The sequence below is a fragment of the Caulobacter sp. LjRoot300 genome, assembly GCF_964253875.1.
Taxonomy (GTDB): domain Bacteria; phylum Pseudomonadota; class Alphaproteobacteria; order Caulobacterales; family Caulobacteraceae; genus Caulobacter.
Map to the genome: position 1 here is coordinate 223,351 of NZ_CAXUSA020000004.1, position 17,408 is coordinate 240,758.

A 17,408-nucleotide genomic window follows, 5' to 3' on the forward strand; every position below is an offset into this window, starting at 1 on the left:
CATCGAAAGGCGGTCCGTAGGGGGCGGGCGGCGGCCGCTCGGCCGATGTCCGACAGGACTTCCCGCGCGATCCATGCTAAGCGCGCGCCAACGAAATTCACCGAGAGTTCCATGGCCCTTAAAGTCGCCATCGTCGGCCTGCCCAATGTCGGCAAGTCCACCCTGTTCAACGCCCTGACCCAGACGGCCGCGGCCCAGGCGGCCAACTATCCGTTCTGCACCATCGAGCCCAACACCGGCGACGTGGCCGTGCCCGAGCCGCGCCTGGACGCCCTGGCCAAGGTCGCCGGCTCCAAGGAGATCATCCCGGCCCGGATCACCTTCGTCGACATCGCCGGCCTGGTGCGCGGCGCGTCCAAGGGCGAGGGCCTGGGCAACCAGTTCCTGGCCAATATCCGCGACTGCGACGCGGTGGCCTTCGTCGCCCGCTGCTTCGAGGACGACGACATCACCCACGTCGAGGGCCGCATCGACCCGCTCAGCGACCTCGAGATCATCGAGATGGAGCTGATGCTGGCCGACCTGGAGAGCCTGGAAAAGCGCGTCCCGGCCATCGAGAAGAAGGCCAAGACCGGCGGCGACAAGGAAGCGGCCAACACCCTGCGCCTGATCAACCTGGCCCTGGCCCAGCTGCGCGAAGGCCGCCCGGCCCGCGCCGCCAAGGTCGACCCGGACGACGAGAAGGCCTGGCACATGCTGCAGCTGCTGACCTCGCTGCCGGCCCTCTATGTCTGCAACGTCGAGGAAGCCAGCGCCGACAAGGGCAACAGGTACAGCGACCTGGTGGCCGAACGCGCCGCCAGGGACAACGCCAAGGCCGTGGTCATCTCGGCCCAGATCGAGAGCGAGATCGCGTTGCTCGACGCCGACGAACGCGCCGAGTTCCTCGAGACCCTGGGCCTGGAGGAGCCGGGCCTGAACCGCCTGATCCGCGAGGCCTACAGCCTGCTGGGCCTGCAGACCTATTTCACGGTCGGCCCCAAGGAGGCCCGCGCCTGGACCATCCATGTCGGCGACACCGGCCCGCAGGCGGCCGGCGTGATCCACACCGACTTCGAGAAGGGCTACATCCGCGCCGAGACCATCGCCTTCGACGACTTCGTCAAGCTGGGCGGCGAAAGCGGCGCCAAGGAAGCCGGCAAGATGCGGGCCGAGGGCAAGGACTACATCGTCAAGGACGGCGACGTGATGCACTTCCGGTTCAACGTGTAGAACCACAAGCGGCCGGGCTCATCCCCGGCCGTTTTCGTATCTGGTCTTCCGTTCGAGCGCTTTCCATGACCGACACCGCCACCCTGACCTCCGCCCTCGACGGTTTCGAATTCACCGCCCTCCACGCCCTGCCCGGGGGCGAGCGCAAGGGCGGGATCGTGGTGGTGCAGGAGATCTTCGGGCTGGACTCGTACGTCCAGGCCGACGTGGCCCGCTGGTCGGCCCTGGGCTTCGAGGTGCTGGCGCCGTCGATCTTCGATCGCCGCGTTCCGGGCTACGTGGCCGAGCACGAGCCGGCGGCCTTCGCGGTCGGCGTGGGCCACGTGCAGGCGATCGGGCTGGAGCCGATGCTGTCGGACATCCAGGCCTGCATCGACCATCTGGCCCCGCGCGGGCCGGTGTTCGCGGTCGGCTACTGCCTGGGCGGCTCGCTGGTCTGGCTGGCGGCCAGCAAGCTGAAGGGCCTGGCGGCGGGCGCGGCCTATTACGGCAGCATGATCGCGGCCAACGCCGAGCTTGCGCTGAACGCGCCGGTGCTCGTCCACCTTGGCCGCAAGGACCCCCACATCCCCGCCGACACGGTGAAGGCCAGGCTGGCCAAGACCCACCCGGAAGTTCCGGTCCACGTCTACGAGAACAGCGGCCACGGCTTCAATAACGACGGCCGTCCCGACTCCGACCTCGACGACGCCAGGCTGGCGCGGGAGCGGACGCTGGCGCTGTTCCAGGCGCACGGCGCGGCTTAGGGCTTGCGAAGCGGCCAGGCTCGATACAACCTTGAGCCTAGACAAAGACCTTGGGGGTCCCATGAAGAAGCTCGGCCACCTGTTCATCCTGGCCGCCGCCCTGGCGGCGGTCGCGGGCTCGGCGCAGGCCCAGACGGGGCCGCCCCCGCCAACCCGGCTTTACGGCACCCAGCAGTACAACATGACGGAGTACAGCCTGGTCAACCGGCCGACCGCCCGGCTCGTGCCGCGCGAGCCCGGCAATCCGATGGTAGTCCGGACGGCCGCCAAGGTCGCCGCCGAGCTGCATGCGCCGTGCGAGGTGATCGAGGCCGCGCCGCTCTCGCCCCGTCCCAGCAGCAAACCGGAATACGAGATCGTCTGCAAGGACGCCCTGGGCTGGATCATCAGCATGGGTCCGGACGGCAAGTCGCAGCTGAACGACTGTCTGGCGCTGGACACCGCGGCCCTGGCCGCCGGCAAGGCCTGGCCCAAGGGCATGGTCTGCTCGCTGCCCGGCAACGCCGCCCCCGTCGCGGGGCTCAAGCCGCTGGCCGCCAAGGCCTCGCCAGCCTGCACGGTGGCCAACGGCGCCTATCTGGGCGGCGGCGGCGACCCGCCGATCCGGCGCTACGAGATCGCCTGCAAGGGCGGCGGCGGCTACATCGTCGACGCCCCGGCGCCGGGCTCGACCGCGACCCCGTCGTCGCTGTCCTGCGACGAAGCCAAGGCGGCCGGCGTGGCCTGCACCCTGACCGACAAGAAGCATGGCTGAGGCCGGCGACCGCATCGTCCTGGCCACCGCCGGCGGCGAGGCGGTCTCCGCCTACCACGCTCCGCCCGGCGAGGCGCGGCGGGGCGGGCTGGTGATCCTGCACGCCATCTGGGGCGTCACGCCGCACATCCGCCAGCTCTCCGACACCCTGGCCGAACAGGGCTACGAGGTGATCGCGCCCAGCCTGCTGGACGACGCCGACGCGCCCTTCCCCGCCGCCGACCTCGACCCGCCCAACCTGGACGCCCGCATGACCCTGGGCCTAGCCACCGGGTGGGGCGCGACGATCCTGCCCCGGGTCCAGGCGGCGATCGACAGGCTGTCGGGCGGCGGCAAGGTCTTCGCCATGGGCTTCTGCTTCGGCGGCACCGCCGCCTGGCTGGCCGCGGCCCGCTGCACCGGTCTGACGGCCGTGTCGTGCTTCTACGGCGGCGACATCGCCGCCTATGCCGACGAGCAGCCGAAGGTCCCGACCATCCTGCATTTCGGCCGGACCGACCCGCTGATCCCGATGAGCGACGTCGAGCGGATCGCCGACGCCCATCCCGACCTGCCGGTCTGGCTGTACGACGCCGGCCACGCCTTCGTCGCTCCCAGCGGCCATCACCCCGACAGCGCCGCCTTGGCCATGCTGCGGACGCTGCAACTGTTCCAGCGGGCGGGCGGTTCGCGGGGCGAGGCTTAGGCGATCGCTCTAGGCGGTCGCCCGCCGGCGAAACCTTGGCTAGGATCGCGCCATGCGCCGCCTCGCCCCCCTGCTGTCCCTGAGCCTGCTGGCGGCGCACGGCGGCTCCGCCGTGGCGGGCGAGACCGCCTGCTGGTTCGAGAACGGCGCGGTCGTCGCCCCGGCGGCGATCGGCGGGATCGCCGGCGACTATGTGATCGACCTGTCGGCGCCGCGCACCCTGCTGCACCTGGATGTCGCCCAGGGCGCCGGCTTCACCGCCACGGCCCTGTCCCTGCCCGTGCGCCTGGCGGGCCAAGCCGTCGAGGCCGCGCCGATCGCCGTCCAGAGCCTGGACTATCGCGCCGTCGGCTTCTCGACCCCGATCGTCGGGATGATCGGGGCCGACATCCTGGACCGCTACACCCTGACCCTGGACTTCTCGCCCTGCCGCCTGCGGCTGGAGCCTCCCGGAACGTCGCTGGGCGGCCGGGAGGGCGGCCTGCCCGTGACGATGGTCGGCGGCACGCCGACGATCCTCGCGGCGGCCTCGAATGGCCTCAGGGGCGTCTCCGGGCCGTTCGCCCTGGACACCGCCTCGGCCGGCGGCGTGCGGGCCCGCGGCGCCGCCGACGGACCGCGCCAGAAGCCGGCCGGAACCCTGAGCGGCCTGTCGCTGGCCGGGACCCTGCGCCAGGACCTGCCGGCCGTGGTGGCCGGCGACCTGCCCGAAGGCGTGGTCGGGGCGATCGGCGTCCAGGTGCTGGCCGCCTATCGCCTGCGGCTGGATCCCAAGGCCCTGCGCCTGTGGCTGACGCCCGTGCCGGCCGCTCGCTAGGCAGGCAAAGAAAAAGGGCCCGGCGTCGCCGCCGGGCCCTCGATCTTTACGGATCCGCGTGTCGCGATCAGTGCGACTCGTTCTTCCAGACCTTGCGGTAGCTGGCGTAGAGCAGGCCCGCGAACAGCACCAGATAGAGCAGCACGGCGAAGCCGGTCTGCTTGCGCTCTTCCAGCTTGGGCTCGGCGGCCCACATCAGGAAGGCCGAGACGTCCTTGGCTTCCTGGTCCAGCGTCGACGGCGTGCCGTCGTCGAAGGTCACCTGGCCGGCCTTCAGCGGCGGGGCCATGGCGATGAAGCCGCCCGGGGGCACGTGCTTGTGGTCGCCCGACCAATAGGAGGTCAGGTCGCCCGTCATGTACTGGTTGTAGTGCTGGGTGGCGTCCATCTTCAGGCCGGGCGGCGGGGCCGCGTAGCCGGTGACGATGGAGTAGACGTGGGCCGGCCCCTCTTCGCGGGCCTTGGCCAGCAGCGACATGTCCGGCGGCAGGGCGCCGCCGTTGCTGGCGCGGGCAGCCGCCTCGTTCGGGAACGGCGCGGGGAAGCGGTCGGCCGGGGTGGCCGGACGCTTGATCGTGTCGCCGGTCTCGTTGTCGATGTCGGCGACCTCGTAGTCCTTGGCGATCGCCTTGACGTACGGGTTGTCGTTCGAGTTCGGGTACTTCTTGTCGTAGAACGGGGCGCCCTTGTCGCCGAGATTGCGGAAGCTGACCAGGCTCATCGAGTGGCAGGCCGAGCAGACCTCGCGATAGACCTTGTAGCCGCGCTGCAGCTGGGCCTGGTCGAACCGGCCGAACGGACCTTCGAACGACCAGTGGACGTCCTTGGCCGGCAGGGCGCCGTGGGCCGCCAGGGCCGGGCCGGCGACGCCGGCCGTCAGGAGACCCGCGACCGCTGCGATGACGGAGAGTTTGCGCAGCATCGGGATCAGCCCTTCATTTCAGGCGCGGCGGTCGCTTCGGCCGGCGCGGCGGCCGGGTGCGACAGGGCGGGAGAGGCGATGGAGTCCGGCACCGGCAGGGTCTTTTCCGACAGCGGCAGGAACGGCATCACGAACACAAAGAACGCGAAATAGTAGACGGCGGCCACACGGCTGAGCCACACGAAGCTGTTCAGATCCGAGCCACCCAGGGGGAACGTGGTCAGGCCCGGGATCACCGGATCGTCCGGCAGCTTGGCGCCGCAGACGCCCAGGATGCAGCACGCCGCGACGAAGATGAAGAAGTGGATCCTCGCCGTCGGGCGATAGCGCATGGAGCGCACCTTCGAGCGGTCCAGCCACGGCAGGGCGAACAGGCAGGCGATGGCGCCGAACATGGCCAGCACGCCCATCAGCTTGTCCGGCACGGCGCGCAGGATCGCGTAGAACGGCAGGAAGTACCATTCCGGCACGATGTGCGACGGCGTCACCAGCGGGTTGGCCGGGATGTAGTTGTCGGCGTGGCCCAGGGCGTTGGGCATGAAGAACACGAAGAAGGCGAACAGGATCAGGAAGACGCTGACCGCGAACGCGTCCTTCACCGTCGCGTACGGGGTGAAGGGCAGGACGTCGGCCTTCGACTTGGGCTCGACGCCGGTCGGGTTGTTCTGGCCCACCACGTGCAGCGCCCAGATGTGCAGGATCACCACGCCGGCGATCATGAAGGGCAGCAGGTAGTGCAGCGAGAAGAAGCGGTTCAGGGTGGGGTTGTCGACCGCGAAGCCGCCCCACAGCCAGGTGGTGATGCTCTCGCCGACCAGCGGCAGGGCCCCGAACAGGTTGGTGATCACGACCGCGCCGTGGAACGACATCTGGCCCCAGGGCAGGACGTAGCCCATGAAGGCGGTGGCCATCATCAGCAGGTAGATCACGCAGCCCAGCAGCCACAGCACTTCGCGCGGCGCCTTGTAGGAGCCGTAGTAGAGGCCGCGGAGCATGTGGATGTAGACGGCGATGAAGAACATCGACGCGCCGTTGGCGTGCATGTAGCGGATCAGCCAGCCGTAGTTCACGTCGCGCATGATGTGCTCGACGCTGGCGAAGGCGTGGTCGGCGCTCGGGGTGTAGTGCATCACCAGGATGATGCCGGTGATCAGCTGCGAGGCCAGGCACAGCGACAGGATGGCCCCGAAGGTCCACCAGTAGTTCAGGTTACGCGGCGTGGGGTAATCGACGAAGCTGTCGTAGCCCAGGCGCACGATCGGCAGACGGGCGTCGAGCCAGCGCTCGATACCGGTCTTGGGTTCGTAGGTCGAATGTCCGCTCATCTCGCTTAACCGATCTTGACCTTGGTGTCGGACAGGAAGGCGTATTCCGGAACCACCAGGTTCTTGGGCGCGGGGCCCTTACGGATACGGCCCGAGGTGTCGTAGACCGAGCCGTGGCACGGGCAGAACCAGCCGCCGTACTCGCCGCCGCCGAAGGTCGGGACGCAGCCGAGGTGGGTGCAGTTGCCGCCGACGATCAGCCACTGGGACTTGCCCGGCTTCACCCGCGCCGAATCCTTTTCGGGATCCTTCATCGAGGCGCTGTCGTCCGCGACCGCCTTGGCGATCTCGGCCTTGGTGCGGTTGCGCACGAACAGCGGCTTGCCGCGCCACTTGACGACGACCTGCTGGCCCTCGGGCACCTTGGTCACGTCGAACTCGATCGACGCCAGGGCCCGCGTGTCGGCGGCGGGGTTCATCTGGTCGATGAAAGGCCACGCGATCGCGGCTGCGCCGCCGGCGGCGACCGCCATCGTTGCGATGTAGATGAAATCCCGGCGGCTGGGGTCTTCCCCATGCGCCGGATCAGTTTTTGCGCCCACGGCGGTGTCGGCCACCCAAGTCACCCTTCGATGCCGCCGCGCCGCCAAAGACGGCCCGGCCTGGAGAAACGCCTGTCGGCGCATACTGTCTGGACCCGCGAACGGGTCTTCGCCACAACAGGCAAAAGCGGATCGTCCTATCGGACGCGCGGACGAAGTCCGCAAGCCCTTTCGATTCGCAGCAAATGCCCCTGTTGGCTCTATGGTGGTTCGCTTAGAATGCGGCTCGCGCTTTTTCAACCCGGCATTCCTCAGAACGTGGGCGCGGCCATTCGCCTGGGCGCCTGCCTGGGCGTGGGGCTGGACGTCATCGAGCCCTGCAGTTTCCCTTTGGACGACAAGAGCTTGAAGCGCGCGGCCCTCGACTACGGGCCGTTGACCCACATGGTCCGCCACGCCTCGTGGGAGGCGTTCCTGGCCGCGCCGGAGCGCCGCGAAGGCCGGCTGCTGCTGTTCACCACCAAGGCGACCGCGCCGTTCCACAAGTTCGACTTTCAGGCAGGCGACACCCTGTTGTTCGGCAACGAGAGCCACGGGGCGCCACCGGAGGTTCACGCGGCGGCCTTCACGCGCCTGACGATCCCGCTGCGCCCGGAAGCGCGGTCGATGAACCTGGCGACGACGGCGGCCATGGCCCTGGGCGAAGCGCTGCGGCAGACGGACGGGTTTCCCGGGGGATAAATCCTCCCTTCCCTCCCCCTTGTGGGGAGGGTGGCCCGCGCAGCGGGTCGGGTGGGGCTTGATGAGCCAAACGCCCTGCACCGATCCCCCACCCGTCGGCTTCGCCGCCACCCTCCCCGCAAGGGGGAGGGACAACGCGCCCGACCTTACGCGCTCCTGCGTATTTGCGCCGAACCCGCCAAACGCCTAATCGGCTTGCCATGACGAACGCCCTCGACCTCGACCAGAAGAAAGCCGCCGCCCGCGCCTGGTTCGAAAGCCTGCGTGACCAGATCTGCGCGGAATTCGAGCGCCTGGAGGACGAGGCCCCCGCCGCGCTCTACGCCGGAGAGCCCGGGCGGTTCGTCCGCAAGCCCTGGGACCGCGAGGCCGGCGGCGGCGGCGTCATGTCGATGATGCACGGCCGGCTGTTCGAGAAGGTCGGCGTCCACGTCTCGACCGTGTTCGGGACCTTCACGCCTGAGATGGCCAAGTCCATGCCCGGCGCCGACGAGGACCCGCGGTTCTTCGCCACCGGCGTCAGCCTGATCGCCCACATGCGCAGCCCACGCGTGCCGGCCGTGCACATGAACACCCGCTTCATCGCCACCACCAAGAGCTGGTTCGGCGGCGGCGGCGACCTGACGCCCCTGCTCGGCTACCAGCGCCGGCAGGACTTTCCCGACGCCATCGACTTCCACGCCGCCTACCAGCGCGCCTGCGACGCCCACGATCCGGCCTGGCACGCTAAGTACAAGGCCTGGTGCGACGAGTATTTCTTCCTGCCCCACCGTAACGAGCCGCGCGGGATTGGCGGCATCTTTTACGACCACCACGACAGCGGCGACTGGGCCCGCGACTTCGCGTTCACGCAGGACGTCGGCAAGGCGTTCCTGGACATCTACCCCACCCTTGTCCGCCGCCGGATGGGCGAGGCCTGGACGGCCGAGGAGCGCGAGCAGCAGTTGGTGCAGCGCGGCCGCTATGTGGAGTTCAACCTGCTCTACGACCGCGGCACGATGTTCGGCCTGAAGACCGGGGGCAATGTCGAGTCGATCCTCAGCTCGATGCCGCCCGAGGTGAAATGGCCGTAGGGTCGGACTGGGGACAGGCGCATGCGCCTGTCCCCGACCGCGATCAGGCCTTCGGGCACTTCGCCCCGGTGTCGATCCAGGCCTTCACCAGTTCCCCGAACTGGGCCTGTGTCCCCGGCGCGGGGACCCGGCCGTCGCCCGGGCTCCAGGCCCAGCCGACCAGGTGATCCTCCGCCATGTGGTGGTGCAGTTCGGCCAGCGAACGCCCGCCGTTGCGGGCCGGGTCCTTGATCTGGGCGCAGATCGCCCCCAGCGACTTGCCCTGCCAGGCCATTTCGGCGGGCGCCAGGGCCCATTTCGGATCGCCGGGGATCGACTCGATGTCCTGGCCCCAGGTCTGGACGTTGGCCGGGCCGTGGCAGGCGGCGCACGGCAGGCCGACCGGTCCGTGACCGCTCTGGCCGCCGACCATCGGCGGATCGTGCGGGTGGCGGTCGTCGCCCTGGGTGGGGGCGCGCTGGACCGGGTGGCAGTTCATGCAGCGCGGACTTTCGATCACCTTGCCGGCCTCGGTGAACAGGGCGACCGAGCGGACGGCCGGGTCCTTGATCGAGGCGAAATCGGCCGGACTCTTGAGCGTCTCAGTCGGGGCCGGGGCGGCGGGCCCCGGCGCGGCCGCCCAGACGGACGGCATCAGGCCGGCGACGGTCGCCACGCAGCCGGCGGTCAGCAGGACGGTGACGACTCTCATCTGTCGGGCCTCCGCGTTTCAGGCGAAACGGCCGGGTCGCGGCGAAGGTTGCCGGATTTCAGGCGTGCTGGGCCAGAAAGTCCGCGATCCAGGCGCCCACCCTCGCCCGGTCGTTGGCCTGGTCCAGGCTGGCGACGGCCGCGTCGGCCTGGGCGTCGGTGAAGCGGCCGCCGCGCCGGGCCTCGATCAGGGCCCGCGCATAGGCCGGGTCGAACTCGGGGTGGAATTGCATCGAGATGGCCGGCCGGTCGTCATAGACCAGGATCCCGGCCGGGGTGAAGGCGCTGCCGGCCACGGCGCGGGCGCCCGGCGGCAGGGCGACCACCTGGTCCTGGTGCGACGCCGGGACGGCGACCGTTCCGTCGGTATCCATCCAGGACTGCGGTTCGGCCACCTCATAGCTGTGCAGGCCCAGGCCCCAGCCCTTGTCGGACTTCACCACCTTGCCGCCAAAGGCCTCGGCCATGACCTGATGGCCGAAACAGACGCCGACCAGCGGCTGGCCGCGAACCTCCACGAGAAAGGCCTTCAGCGGCGCGATCCACGGCAGGTCGTCATAGACCCCGGCCGACGAGCCGGTGACGACATAGGCGTCGCACTCGGCCGGATCGGCGGGCAACGCGCCGGCCTGGACGTCGTAGACGACGTAGTCGTGGCCGGGGCCGAGCAAGTCCTGGAACATGGTGGTGTAGCGGCCGAATTCGGGCAGCAACGCCTCGGGCGGTTCGCCGGTCTCGAGCAGGCCGATCTTCATGGACGGGTCTCTGGGCGTATTGGACGATGACCGCATTTGTGAGCGGGCGCGACCGAGTTCAAGGTGAAGTCGCGCACCCAAATCCCTCTCTCTTTGAGAGAGGGAGGGGCCCGCCGCCGCAGGCGGTGGGAGGGTGAGAGGTTTCACCGTCAACCGGCAAATCCAGAGCCCTCAAGCATCTCAAAAGCGCCCCAAACCTACACTCTCGACACCGCCGCCGAGGCGCTGCCTTCGTCAAAGTTTCGTTCTGAGAGATTGTAACCTCTCACCCTCCCACCGCTTCGCGGCGGGCCCCTCCCTCTCTCTATGAGAGAGGGAAATCCTAGAACACCATCCCCTGGACCACCGCCTTCAGCCGTTCGATGATCGAGAACCGGTCCTCGATAAAGTCCTGGTCGATCCACCAGAGTTCGACCTCGCGCATCACCTGGCCGACCAGCGGGCCCTTGGGGACGCCGGCCTTGAGGACATCTTCGCCGGTCAGGGGGAAGGCGGGCGGCGTCCAGCTCTCGCCCAGGGCCAGCAGGCCGCGCCATTGCGGGGTGGCGGCCGACCGGTCCGAGGCGGCCCAGGCCAGCTTGACCCGGTCGCTGAAGGCCTTCAGGCCCAGGGCGTAGACGACCCGGCGGGTCTCGCGCGGGCTCATCCAGCTGACCAGGCGCGGCGACTGGGCGACCGCCTGGACCAGCCGCTCCTTCTGGGCGTTGGACAGCCGCAGGTCGTCGGCCACCTGCTCGGCGACCTGGGGATCCTCGGGGATCAGGGCGGCCAGGCGCAGCTCGGGATCGTTCTCGAACAGCTGCTCGCTCTCGATCGTGATCAGTCCCTCGAGCCGGGCCAGGGATTTCACGACCGGCAGGATCGCGGACAGCACGCCGGTGGCCGCCATCAGCCGCAGGGCGGGCCGCGGATCGTCGGCCGCCAGCAGCTTCAACAGCTCCTTCTGGATGCGCTCGGCGGCCAGGGTCTCGATCCCGTCCTTCAGCGCCTGGCAGGCGGCCAGCGCCTCGTGGTCGGCCTCGCCTCGGCCGTACCAGGCGTGGAAGCGGAAGAACCGCGGGATGCGCAGATAGTCCTCGCGGATCCGGGTCATCGCGTCGCCGACGAACACCACCCGCCCCTGGCGCGCGTCGTTCAGGCCCTCGCCGGTCGGGTCGTAGAGCCGGCCCAGCAGGTCGGCATAGAGGGCGTTGAAGCGGAAGTCGCGGCGCTGGGCGTCCTCGCTCCAGTCCTGGGTGAACGCCACCACCGCCCGGCGGCCGTCGGTCGAGACGTCGCGGCGCAGGGTGGTGATCTCGTAGGGACGGCCGCCCGACAGGGCCGTGACCGTGCCGTGGTCGACGCCGGTGGGGATGGACCGCAGGCGCGCCGCCGCCAGCGCCTCGATCACCTCCTCCGGGGTCAGAATGGTGGCGATGTCGATGTCGTCGATGGGCTTGCCCATCAGGGTGTTGCGCACGCAGCCGCCCACGAACCGCGCGCAGCCGGAGCCGCCCCGCGCCTCGAGCGCGGCGATCACGGCCTGGGTCTCCGGCAGCGCCATCCAGGGCGCCGCGCCCATCGTCTCGGTGTTCACCCAACGCCCCCAAGTCACGACACGCCCCACACGCGGGGGCCGGCATTTCAAACGATTATTTCAAACCGGCAAGTCCGGATGGCCGGTGACGGAACGTCACGCGGCGGCCTCCTCGCCGTGCAGCCGCTCGTACAACGCCCGCAGCATGCCCGCCGTCGCGCCCCAGATGAACCGCTCGTTCCACGGCATGGCGTAGAAGAACCGCCGCTCGCCGTCCGGCAGGTCGCGGTGCTGGCGCTGGTGGTTGCCCGGGTTCATCAGGAAGGCGAACGGCGTCTCGAACACGTCGGCCACCTCGTCCGGGCTGGCCTCGAAGGTGGCGGCCGGATCGATGAAACCGACCACCGGCGTGACATGGAAGCCGGTCACCGTGCGGTAGCCGTGCAGCAGGCCGGCCAGGGTGACGAAGGCCGGGTCGAGGTTCACCTCTTCCTGGGCCTCGCGCAGGGCGGTCTCCCACGGGGTCTCGCCGGGATCGCAGCGGCCGCCGGGAAAGGCGATCTGGCCGGTGTGGCTGCGCAGGGTGTCGGACCGGCGCGTCAGCAGCACGGTCATGCCCTCGTCGTGCTCGACCAGGCCGACCAGCACCGCGGCCGGCCGCAGGGCGTGGGGATTGTCGGGCAGGACGTGGGGGTTGAGATCGAAGTCCGAGCGGGCCGCGTCCAGGCTGGGATCATAGGCGCTGATCGGATCCAGCTTGCTGGCGATCCAGACCCGGCGCTCGTCGCGGGTCAGGGTCACGGCCGGTGCGCCCCCGCTGGGGCGATCGGGAACCAGGCGCCGTTCGAGGCCACGCCCAGGCGCGGCCCTTCCGGCGTGTCGCGCTCGACGGCCAGTTCGGCCAGTTCGTAGAACACCGGCCGGGCGATCAGCGCCTCCAGGCCGCGGCGCACGTGCAGATAGGGCCGGGGCTCGCCGGTCGCTGCGTCGGTCTCGACCCGGACGGCGTTGTCCGGCCCGGCCTCGACCACGTCGCCGACATTGGTCTCGAAGCGCAAGATACCGCCCACCTGGTCCACGCGAGTGGCGATAAAAGGCGCGTCCTCGACCTCGATCTTCAGCTTCTCGACCGGCGTGACCAGGTGATAGCCGTCCGGATCCAGCCGCAGCACGGTCGAGAACAGCCGCACCAGCGCCTCGCGACCGATCGGCGTGCCCTCGTGGAACCAGACCCCGTCCTTGCGGATGCGGATGTCGATCTCGCCGCAATGCTCCGGATGCCACAGGTGGACGGGCGGCAGGCCGCGTTGACCCGTGCTCTTGGCCGCGGCGGTGACGCCGGCCAGGCCAGAAGGTGTGGGATCCGCAGTCATGGGGTTCAGGTAGGGCAAGCCGGCCCTGGGCTCAAGGCTCGCCAGCCCTCCCCCTGTGGGGGAGGCGATCGCGCAGCGATCGGTGGGGGGCGTTTTACGATCCTCGATCCGGGTTGTGGCCGCCTGCCGATCACTCCCCCCACCGTCGATCTTCGATCGACACCTCCCCCACAGGGGGAGGATCTTCAGGGAATCCCGATCGGCCCCACCAACCCGGCGTCCCCGCCCTCGACCAGGGCCTTGACCAGCACCCGGCGCTGGTCGGCCGGGCCGGGCATGGTCGCCCGGGCGGCGGGCTCGGCCGCGAAGCCGATGCGGCCGAAATAGGGGGCGTCGCCGACCAGCAGCACGGCCGGCCAGCCGGCTTTGGCGGCCGCCGCGCAGGCGGCCTCGACCAGGGCCTGGCCCAGGCCGTGCTTGCGCTCGTCGGCGTCGACGGCCAGGGGGCCGAGGAAGGCGACGGCCTTGTCGCCCACCCTCACCGGCCACAGCCGCACGCTGCCGATCACCCTTCCATCATGCAGGGCCACGAACGAGCAGTCGTCCAGCTTGCGGTTGCCCTCGCGCAGGCGCTCGGACGACTTGGCGAACCGGCCGGGGCCGAAGGCGCGGTCGACCAGCACCTCGACGGCGCGGGCGTGCTCGGGCCGCTCGATCAGGATGGACGGCGGGACAGGCGAAGGGACGACGGCGGAAGACGACATGGGCGCTAAACGATCCGGAACACGAAAAGGGGACATAGCCCCGGATCGTGACGCGGCCGAGACGGCCGCCTCCGGGGCGTTAGATGCGGACTCCGGTCCGCGCGGCGCAGGTTCGTCGCAGGCGTCGCATGGCGGCGCGTCCTTCCGTTGGAGGGCGCGAAATAGGGCCTGGGGCGCATGGCGTCAATGAAATCAACGGTCGCATCAAACAAACGCGATTGCGGCGACGCTCGCCCGGAGACATGGTCCGCCGCGATGACCGACCTCCCCCCCGACCTCGACTCCGTCCCTTCGGCCCTCGAAGCGCCAAAGCAGGAGGGGGACACCTCCATGCGCGCCCTGCTGCGCCAGACCGACTTCCTGTTCTTCTGGACCGCCCGCTTCGTCGCCACCCTGGCCGTGCAGATCCAGGCGGTGACAATCGGCTGGCAGGTCTACACCCTGGCCCGCGAAACCGGCCATGACGAGGGCCAGGGCGCCTTCCTGCTGGGCATGGTGGGCCTGGCCCAGTTCATTCCGCTGTTCTTCCTGGCCCTGACCGCGGGCGAAACCGCCGACCGGCATGACCGCAAGGCGATCATGACCGCCGCGATCGGCGTCGACATCCTGTGCGCCGGCGGCCTGGGTCTGCTGGCCTGGTCGGGACACACGGCCCTGTGGCCGATCTTCGCCATCGCCGTGCTGTTCGGGGCCGGGCGCGCCTTCCTGTCGCCGGCCTCCAGCGCCATGGGCCCGATGCTGGTGCCGCGCCCGCTGCTGCCGCGCGCCATCGCCTGGAATTCGCTGTCCTGGCAGAGCGCCTCGATCATCGGCCCCGCCCTCGGCGGCCTGCTGTGCGCGATCTCGCCGGCCACGGCGTTCGGGGCCTCGGCCGGCCTGTTCCTGCTGGGTGGCCTGTGCCTGCTGGGCATCCGCCAGTCGACCAAGCCGGTGGTGCAGCCCGGCTCGCGCTGGACGCTGATCAAGGAGGGCCTGGTCTATACCTGGCGCAACAAGATCGTCTTCGGCTCGATCTCGCTGGACCTGTTCGCGGTGCTGCTGGGCGGGGCCACGGCCCTGCTGCCGGTGTTCGCCCGCGACGTGCTGCATGTCGGGGCCGAGGGCTTCGGCGTCCTGCGCGCCGCCCCGGCCGTGGGCGCGACCCTGGTGGCGGTCGTCCTGGCCAGCCATCAGATCCGCCGCCGCGCGGGCCTGCTGATGTTCGGCGCCGTGGCGGTGTTCGGCGCCGCGACGGTGGTGTTCGGCCTGTCGCAGTGGATGTGGCTGTCGGTGGCCGCCCTGGCGGTGCTGGGCGGGGCCGACATGGTCTCGGTCTATATCCGCCAGACCCTGGTGCAGCTGGTCACCCCCGACCCGATGCGCGGCCGGGTCGCCGCCGTCTCGGGCCTGTTCATCAGCGCCTCCAACGAGCTGGGCGAGTTCGAGAGCGGCGTCGCGGCCCGGTTCCTGGGCCCGGTCGGCGCGGCGATCTTCGGCGGCGTCGGGGCGCTGGTGGTGACCGGGGCCTGGGCGAAGATGTTCCCGGACCTGCGAAAGGCGGACCGGCTGGAATAGGGGCCGTGCGCTGGACGGGGACAGGCACATGTGCCTGTCCCCAGCCGCAGTCTCGACTATAGCCCCGCCAGTTTCCGCAACGCCTCGCCGGTCATCCGGCGCACGATCCACTCGTCCATCGCCGCCGCGCCCAGGCTGTCGTAGAAGGCGATCGACGGGGCGTTCCAGTCGAGCACGGCCCATTCCAGCCGGCCCAGCTTCTCGTCGACGCAACGCCTGGCCAGGTTGGCCAGCAGCGCCTTGCCCGCGCCCGAGCCCCGCGCCTCGGGCCGCACGAACAGGTCCTCCAGATAGATCCCGTGCCGGCCGACGAAGGTCGAGAAGTTGTAGAACCACAGGGCGAACCCCACCGGCCGGCCGTCGATCTCGGCGATGTCGCAGAAGGCCTTGGGATTATCGCCGAACAGCGCCACCGTGATGTCGTCCCGCGTCGCCCGCACGTCGTCCAGCAGCTTCTCGTAGGCGGCCAGGTCGCGGATGAACCGCAGGATCAGATCACCGTCGGCGGCGACGGCGGGACGAACCGAGACTTGGGTGGTGACGGGCATATGGCGGTCTCTTCGGACTATCTGGACTTCGTGCTGGAACAGCTGGCGCCGGTCGGGCCGCTGACCTCGCGCCGGATGTTCGGCGGAGTCGGGCTCTACGCCCAAGGCCTGTTCTTCGCCCTGGTCGACGACGACACCCTTTACCTGAAGGGCGACGAGACCCTGCGCGCCGATTTCGAGGCGGCCGGCAGCACCCAGTTCGCCCCGTTCGGCATGAGCCCGATGGCCTACTGGACCGCCCCGGCCGAGGCCCTGGACGATCCCGACCTGATGGTGGACTGGGCGCGCCGCTCGATCGCCGTGGCGGCGGCGCGGAAGGCGCGCGGGTAGGCTGGCTATCGCGCGCCCTTCGCATCGGACATCCGCAGCAGAAGCTCAACCAGCGGCTTGTTGACGTAATAGTTGTTGCGGCCTTGGCTGTGTTTTTCCAGCAACCCGGCGGCCGCCAGTTCGTCCAGGTAGCTGGCGGCCGTCTGCCGGACGACGCCCAGTTCCTTCAGGACGAAATCAATGCGCGTGTACGGGTGGCGGAAAAGGTTGTTGAGCAGGTCTTGCGAATAGATTCGCGTGTGGTTGGTTCGAAGGAGCCGTTTGTATTCGGCCATGAGCTCGCCCACGCCCTGGACCAGTTCCAGGGTCTGCCGAGCAGTCTCCGCCACGGCCCGCAGCATGTAGAGCAGCCATTCCTCCCACTGACCGCTATCTCGCACGGTCTGCAGCAGGCGATAGTATTCGGCCTTGTGCGCGTTGATGTAGCGGCTGAGGTACAGGATCGGGATATCGAGCAAACCGACCTTGGTCAGGTAGAGGACGTTCAGAATGCGCCCGATCCGGCCATTGCCGTCCGGAAACGGGTGGATGCTCTCGAACTGATGATGGATCAGAGCCATCTTGATCAGCGGGTCCAGGTCGCTGGCGACTTCATCGTTGAGGAAGCGCTCCAACGCCGTCATGTGCGTGATGATCGCGGCGCGATCCTGCGGCGGCACATAGACGATCTCGCCCGAGACGTCGTTGCGCAGCGCCGTTCCCGGCGTCGCCCGGAACTCGCCCGTGGTGCGCTTGAGCACCTGAAACATTTCGATGATCGTATTGTTGGTGAGCAGGCCCTGGTTTTCGGCGAGCCTATCGTAGCCGCGCTTCAACGCGTCGCGATAAAGCGCGACTTCCTTGGCCGGCCCGCCATCAGGGCCGTCCGGAAACAGCGTCGCCTGGAACATTTCGTCCTGGGTCGTGACGATGTTCTCGATTTCGGAACTCGCCCGCGCCTCCTGGAGCGACAGCGTGTCGATCAAGATGCCCTGGTTTGGGATGGCCGTGGCCCGCCCCTTCAACTCCGCCAAGTAACGGTGAGCCCGCGCGGCTTCACGAAGCACCGCCACGGTTTCGAGATCCGCCGCCGGCGGCAGGGCGGGAATGGCGTAGGCCGGCTTTAACATGCCGCCCCCTCATGTTAAAGGATCGCGTTTTCTTTAACATGAGAAGCGAGACATGTAAAAAAGTTCGCTGTT

20 protein-coding genes are annotated in these 17,408 nt (G+C 69.3%); 9 read left to right on the plus strand and 11 right to left on the minus strand.

Translation table 11 applies throughout. From position 1 onward, the window contains the following. Positions 1-111: 111 nt before the first annotated feature. The 5 genes from ychF to ACSQ2G_RS15465 all read left to right on the plus strand — a co-directional run bounded on the left by ychF (position 112) and on the right by ACSQ2G_RS15465 (position 4,214). Positions 112-1,212 carry a redox-regulated ATPase YchF gene (gene ychF, locus ACSQ2G_RS15445; protein WP_436032315.1) on the plus strand — a complete coding sequence of 367 codons (1,101 nt, stop codon included), beginning with the start codon at positions 112-114 and terminating at the stop codon, positions 1,210-1,212. A gap of 65 nt (positions 1,213-1,277) precedes the next feature. Next, positions 1,278-1,958 carry a dienelactone hydrolase family protein gene (locus ACSQ2G_RS15450; RefSeq protein ID WP_436032317.1) on the plus strand — a complete coding sequence of 227 codons (681 nt, stop codon included), beginning with the start codon at positions 1,278-1,280 and terminating at the stop codon, positions 1,956-1,958. 61 nt (positions 1,959-2,019) lie between these two features. Next, positions 2,020-2,712, plus strand: a complete 693-nt coding sequence (locus tag ACSQ2G_RS15455; RefSeq protein WP_436032319.1) for a hypothetical protein — start codon at positions 2,020-2,022, stop codon at positions 2,710-2,712. Further along, a complete protein-coding gene (locus ACSQ2G_RS15460; RefSeq protein ID WP_436032321.1) occupies positions 2,705-3,397 on the plus strand; it encodes a dienelactone hydrolase family protein in 693 nt (230 codons plus the stop codon). Before ACSQ2G_RS15455 ends, ACSQ2G_RS15460 begins: the two co-directional genes overlap by 8 nt. A gap of 52 nt (positions 3,398-3,449) precedes the next feature. Next, positions 3,450-4,214, plus strand: coding sequence for a hypothetical protein (locus ACSQ2G_RS15465; protein ID WP_436032323.1), 765 nt, complete (start codon positions 3,450-3,452; stop codon positions 4,212-4,214). A gap of 67 nt (positions 4,215-4,281) precedes the next feature. Here the strand turns inward: ACSQ2G_RS15465 and ACSQ2G_RS15470 are convergent, their stop codons facing one another. Genes ACSQ2G_RS15470 through petA form a run of 3 tightly spaced genes read right to left on the minus strand, consistent with a single transcriptional unit; the run spans position 4,282 to position 7,018 of the window. Beyond that, positions 4,282-5,136, minus strand: coding sequence for a cytochrome c1 (locus ACSQ2G_RS15470; RefSeq protein ID WP_436032324.1), 855 nt, complete (start codon positions 5,134-5,136; stop codon positions 4,282-4,284). A 5-nt stretch (positions 5,137-5,141) separates the two neighbouring features. Then, positions 5,142-6,461, minus strand: a complete 1,320-nt coding sequence (locus ACSQ2G_RS15475) for a cytochrome b (RefSeq protein ID WP_436032325.1) — start codon at positions 6,459-6,461, stop codon at positions 5,142-5,144. Between the two features lie 5 nt (positions 6,462-6,466). Further along, positions 6,467-7,018, minus strand: coding sequence for a ubiquinol-cytochrome c reductase iron-sulfur subunit (gene petA / locus ACSQ2G_RS15480; protein ID WP_310085661.1), 552 nt, complete (start codon positions 7,016-7,018; stop codon positions 6,467-6,469). Between the two features lie 204 nt (positions 7,019-7,222). On the opposite strand from petA, the gene ACSQ2G_RS15485 reads away from it, so the two are divergent. Further along, positions 7,223-7,684, plus strand: coding sequence for a tRNA (cytidine(34)-2'-O)-methyltransferase (locus tag ACSQ2G_RS15485; protein ID WP_436032327.1), 462 nt, complete (start codon positions 7,223-7,225; stop codon positions 7,682-7,684). 200 nt (positions 7,685-7,884) lie between these two features. Further along, positions 7,885-8,757 carry an oxygen-dependent coproporphyrinogen oxidase gene (gene hemF / locus ACSQ2G_RS15490; RefSeq protein ID WP_436032329.1) on the plus strand — a complete coding sequence of 291 codons (873 nt, stop codon included), beginning with the start codon at positions 7,885-7,887 and terminating at the stop codon, positions 8,755-8,757. A gap of 43 nt (positions 8,758-8,800) precedes the next feature. On the opposite strand, the gene ACSQ2G_RS15495 is transcribed toward hemF, so the two are convergent. From ACSQ2G_RS15495 to ACSQ2G_RS15520, 6 genes are all read right to left on the minus strand, one after another. Then, positions 8,801-9,448, minus strand: a complete 648-nt coding sequence (locus tag ACSQ2G_RS15495) for an Isoquinoline 1-oxidoreductase subunit (protein ID WP_436032331.1) — start codon at positions 9,446-9,448, stop codon at positions 8,801-8,803. A 58-nt stretch (positions 9,449-9,506) separates the two neighbouring features. Continuing rightward, a complete protein-coding gene (locus ACSQ2G_RS15500) occupies positions 9,507-10,202 on the minus strand; it encodes a glutamine amidotransferase-related protein (protein WP_436032333.1) in 696 nt (231 codons plus the stop codon). A gap of 322 nt (positions 10,203-10,524) precedes the next feature. Beyond that, positions 10,525-11,763, minus strand: a complete 1,239-nt coding sequence (locus ACSQ2G_RS15505) for a CCA tRNA nucleotidyltransferase (RefSeq protein WP_436032890.1) — start codon at positions 11,761-11,763, stop codon at positions 10,525-10,527. Positions 11,764-11,874: 111 nt separating this feature from the next. Next, positions 11,875-12,513 carry a CoA pyrophosphatase gene (locus tag ACSQ2G_RS15510; RefSeq protein WP_436032892.1) on the minus strand — a complete coding sequence of 213 codons (639 nt, stop codon included), beginning with the start codon at positions 12,511-12,513 and terminating at the stop codon, positions 11,875-11,877. 2 nt (positions 12,514-12,515) lie between these two features. Further along, positions 12,516-13,091: a DUF1285 domain-containing protein gene (locus ACSQ2G_RS15515; protein WP_436032335.1), complete on the minus strand. Its 576-nt coding sequence runs from the start codon at positions 13,089-13,091 to the stop codon at positions 12,516-12,518. A gap of 185 nt (positions 13,092-13,276) precedes the next feature. Then, complete coding sequence (locus tag ACSQ2G_RS15520) at positions 13,277-13,795, minus strand: GNAT family N-acetyltransferase (protein WP_436032337.1); 519 nt, start codon at positions 13,793-13,795, stop codon at positions 13,277-13,279. Positions 13,796-14,050: 255 nt separating this feature from the next. On the opposite strand from ACSQ2G_RS15520, the gene ACSQ2G_RS15525 reads away from it, so the two are divergent. Beyond that, a complete protein-coding gene (locus ACSQ2G_RS15525; protein ID WP_436032339.1) occupies positions 14,051-15,349 on the plus strand; it encodes an MFS transporter in 1,299 nt (432 codons plus the stop codon). A 56-nt stretch (positions 15,350-15,405) separates the two neighbouring features. Here ACSQ2G_RS15525 and ACSQ2G_RS15530 read toward each other — a convergent pair whose 3' ends face one another. Beyond that, complete coding sequence (locus tag ACSQ2G_RS15530; protein WP_436032340.1) at positions 15,406-15,897, minus strand: N-acetyltransferase family protein; 492 nt, start codon at positions 15,895-15,897, stop codon at positions 15,406-15,408. Here ACSQ2G_RS15530 and ACSQ2G_RS15535 point away from each other — a divergent pair, their 5' ends adjacent. After that, positions 15,898-16,227: a TfoX/Sxy family protein gene (locus tag ACSQ2G_RS15535; RefSeq protein ID WP_436032342.1), complete on the plus strand. Its 330-nt coding sequence runs from the start codon at positions 15,898-15,900 to the stop codon at positions 16,225-16,227. Between the two features lie 5 nt (positions 16,228-16,232). On the opposite strand, the gene ACSQ2G_RS15540 is transcribed toward ACSQ2G_RS15535, so the two are convergent. Continuing rightward, entirely contained in the window at positions 16,233-17,336 is a 1,104-nt protein-coding gene (locus ACSQ2G_RS15540) for a Fic family protein (protein WP_436032344.1), read from the minus strand. Positions 17,337-17,408 lie beyond the last annotated feature (72 nt).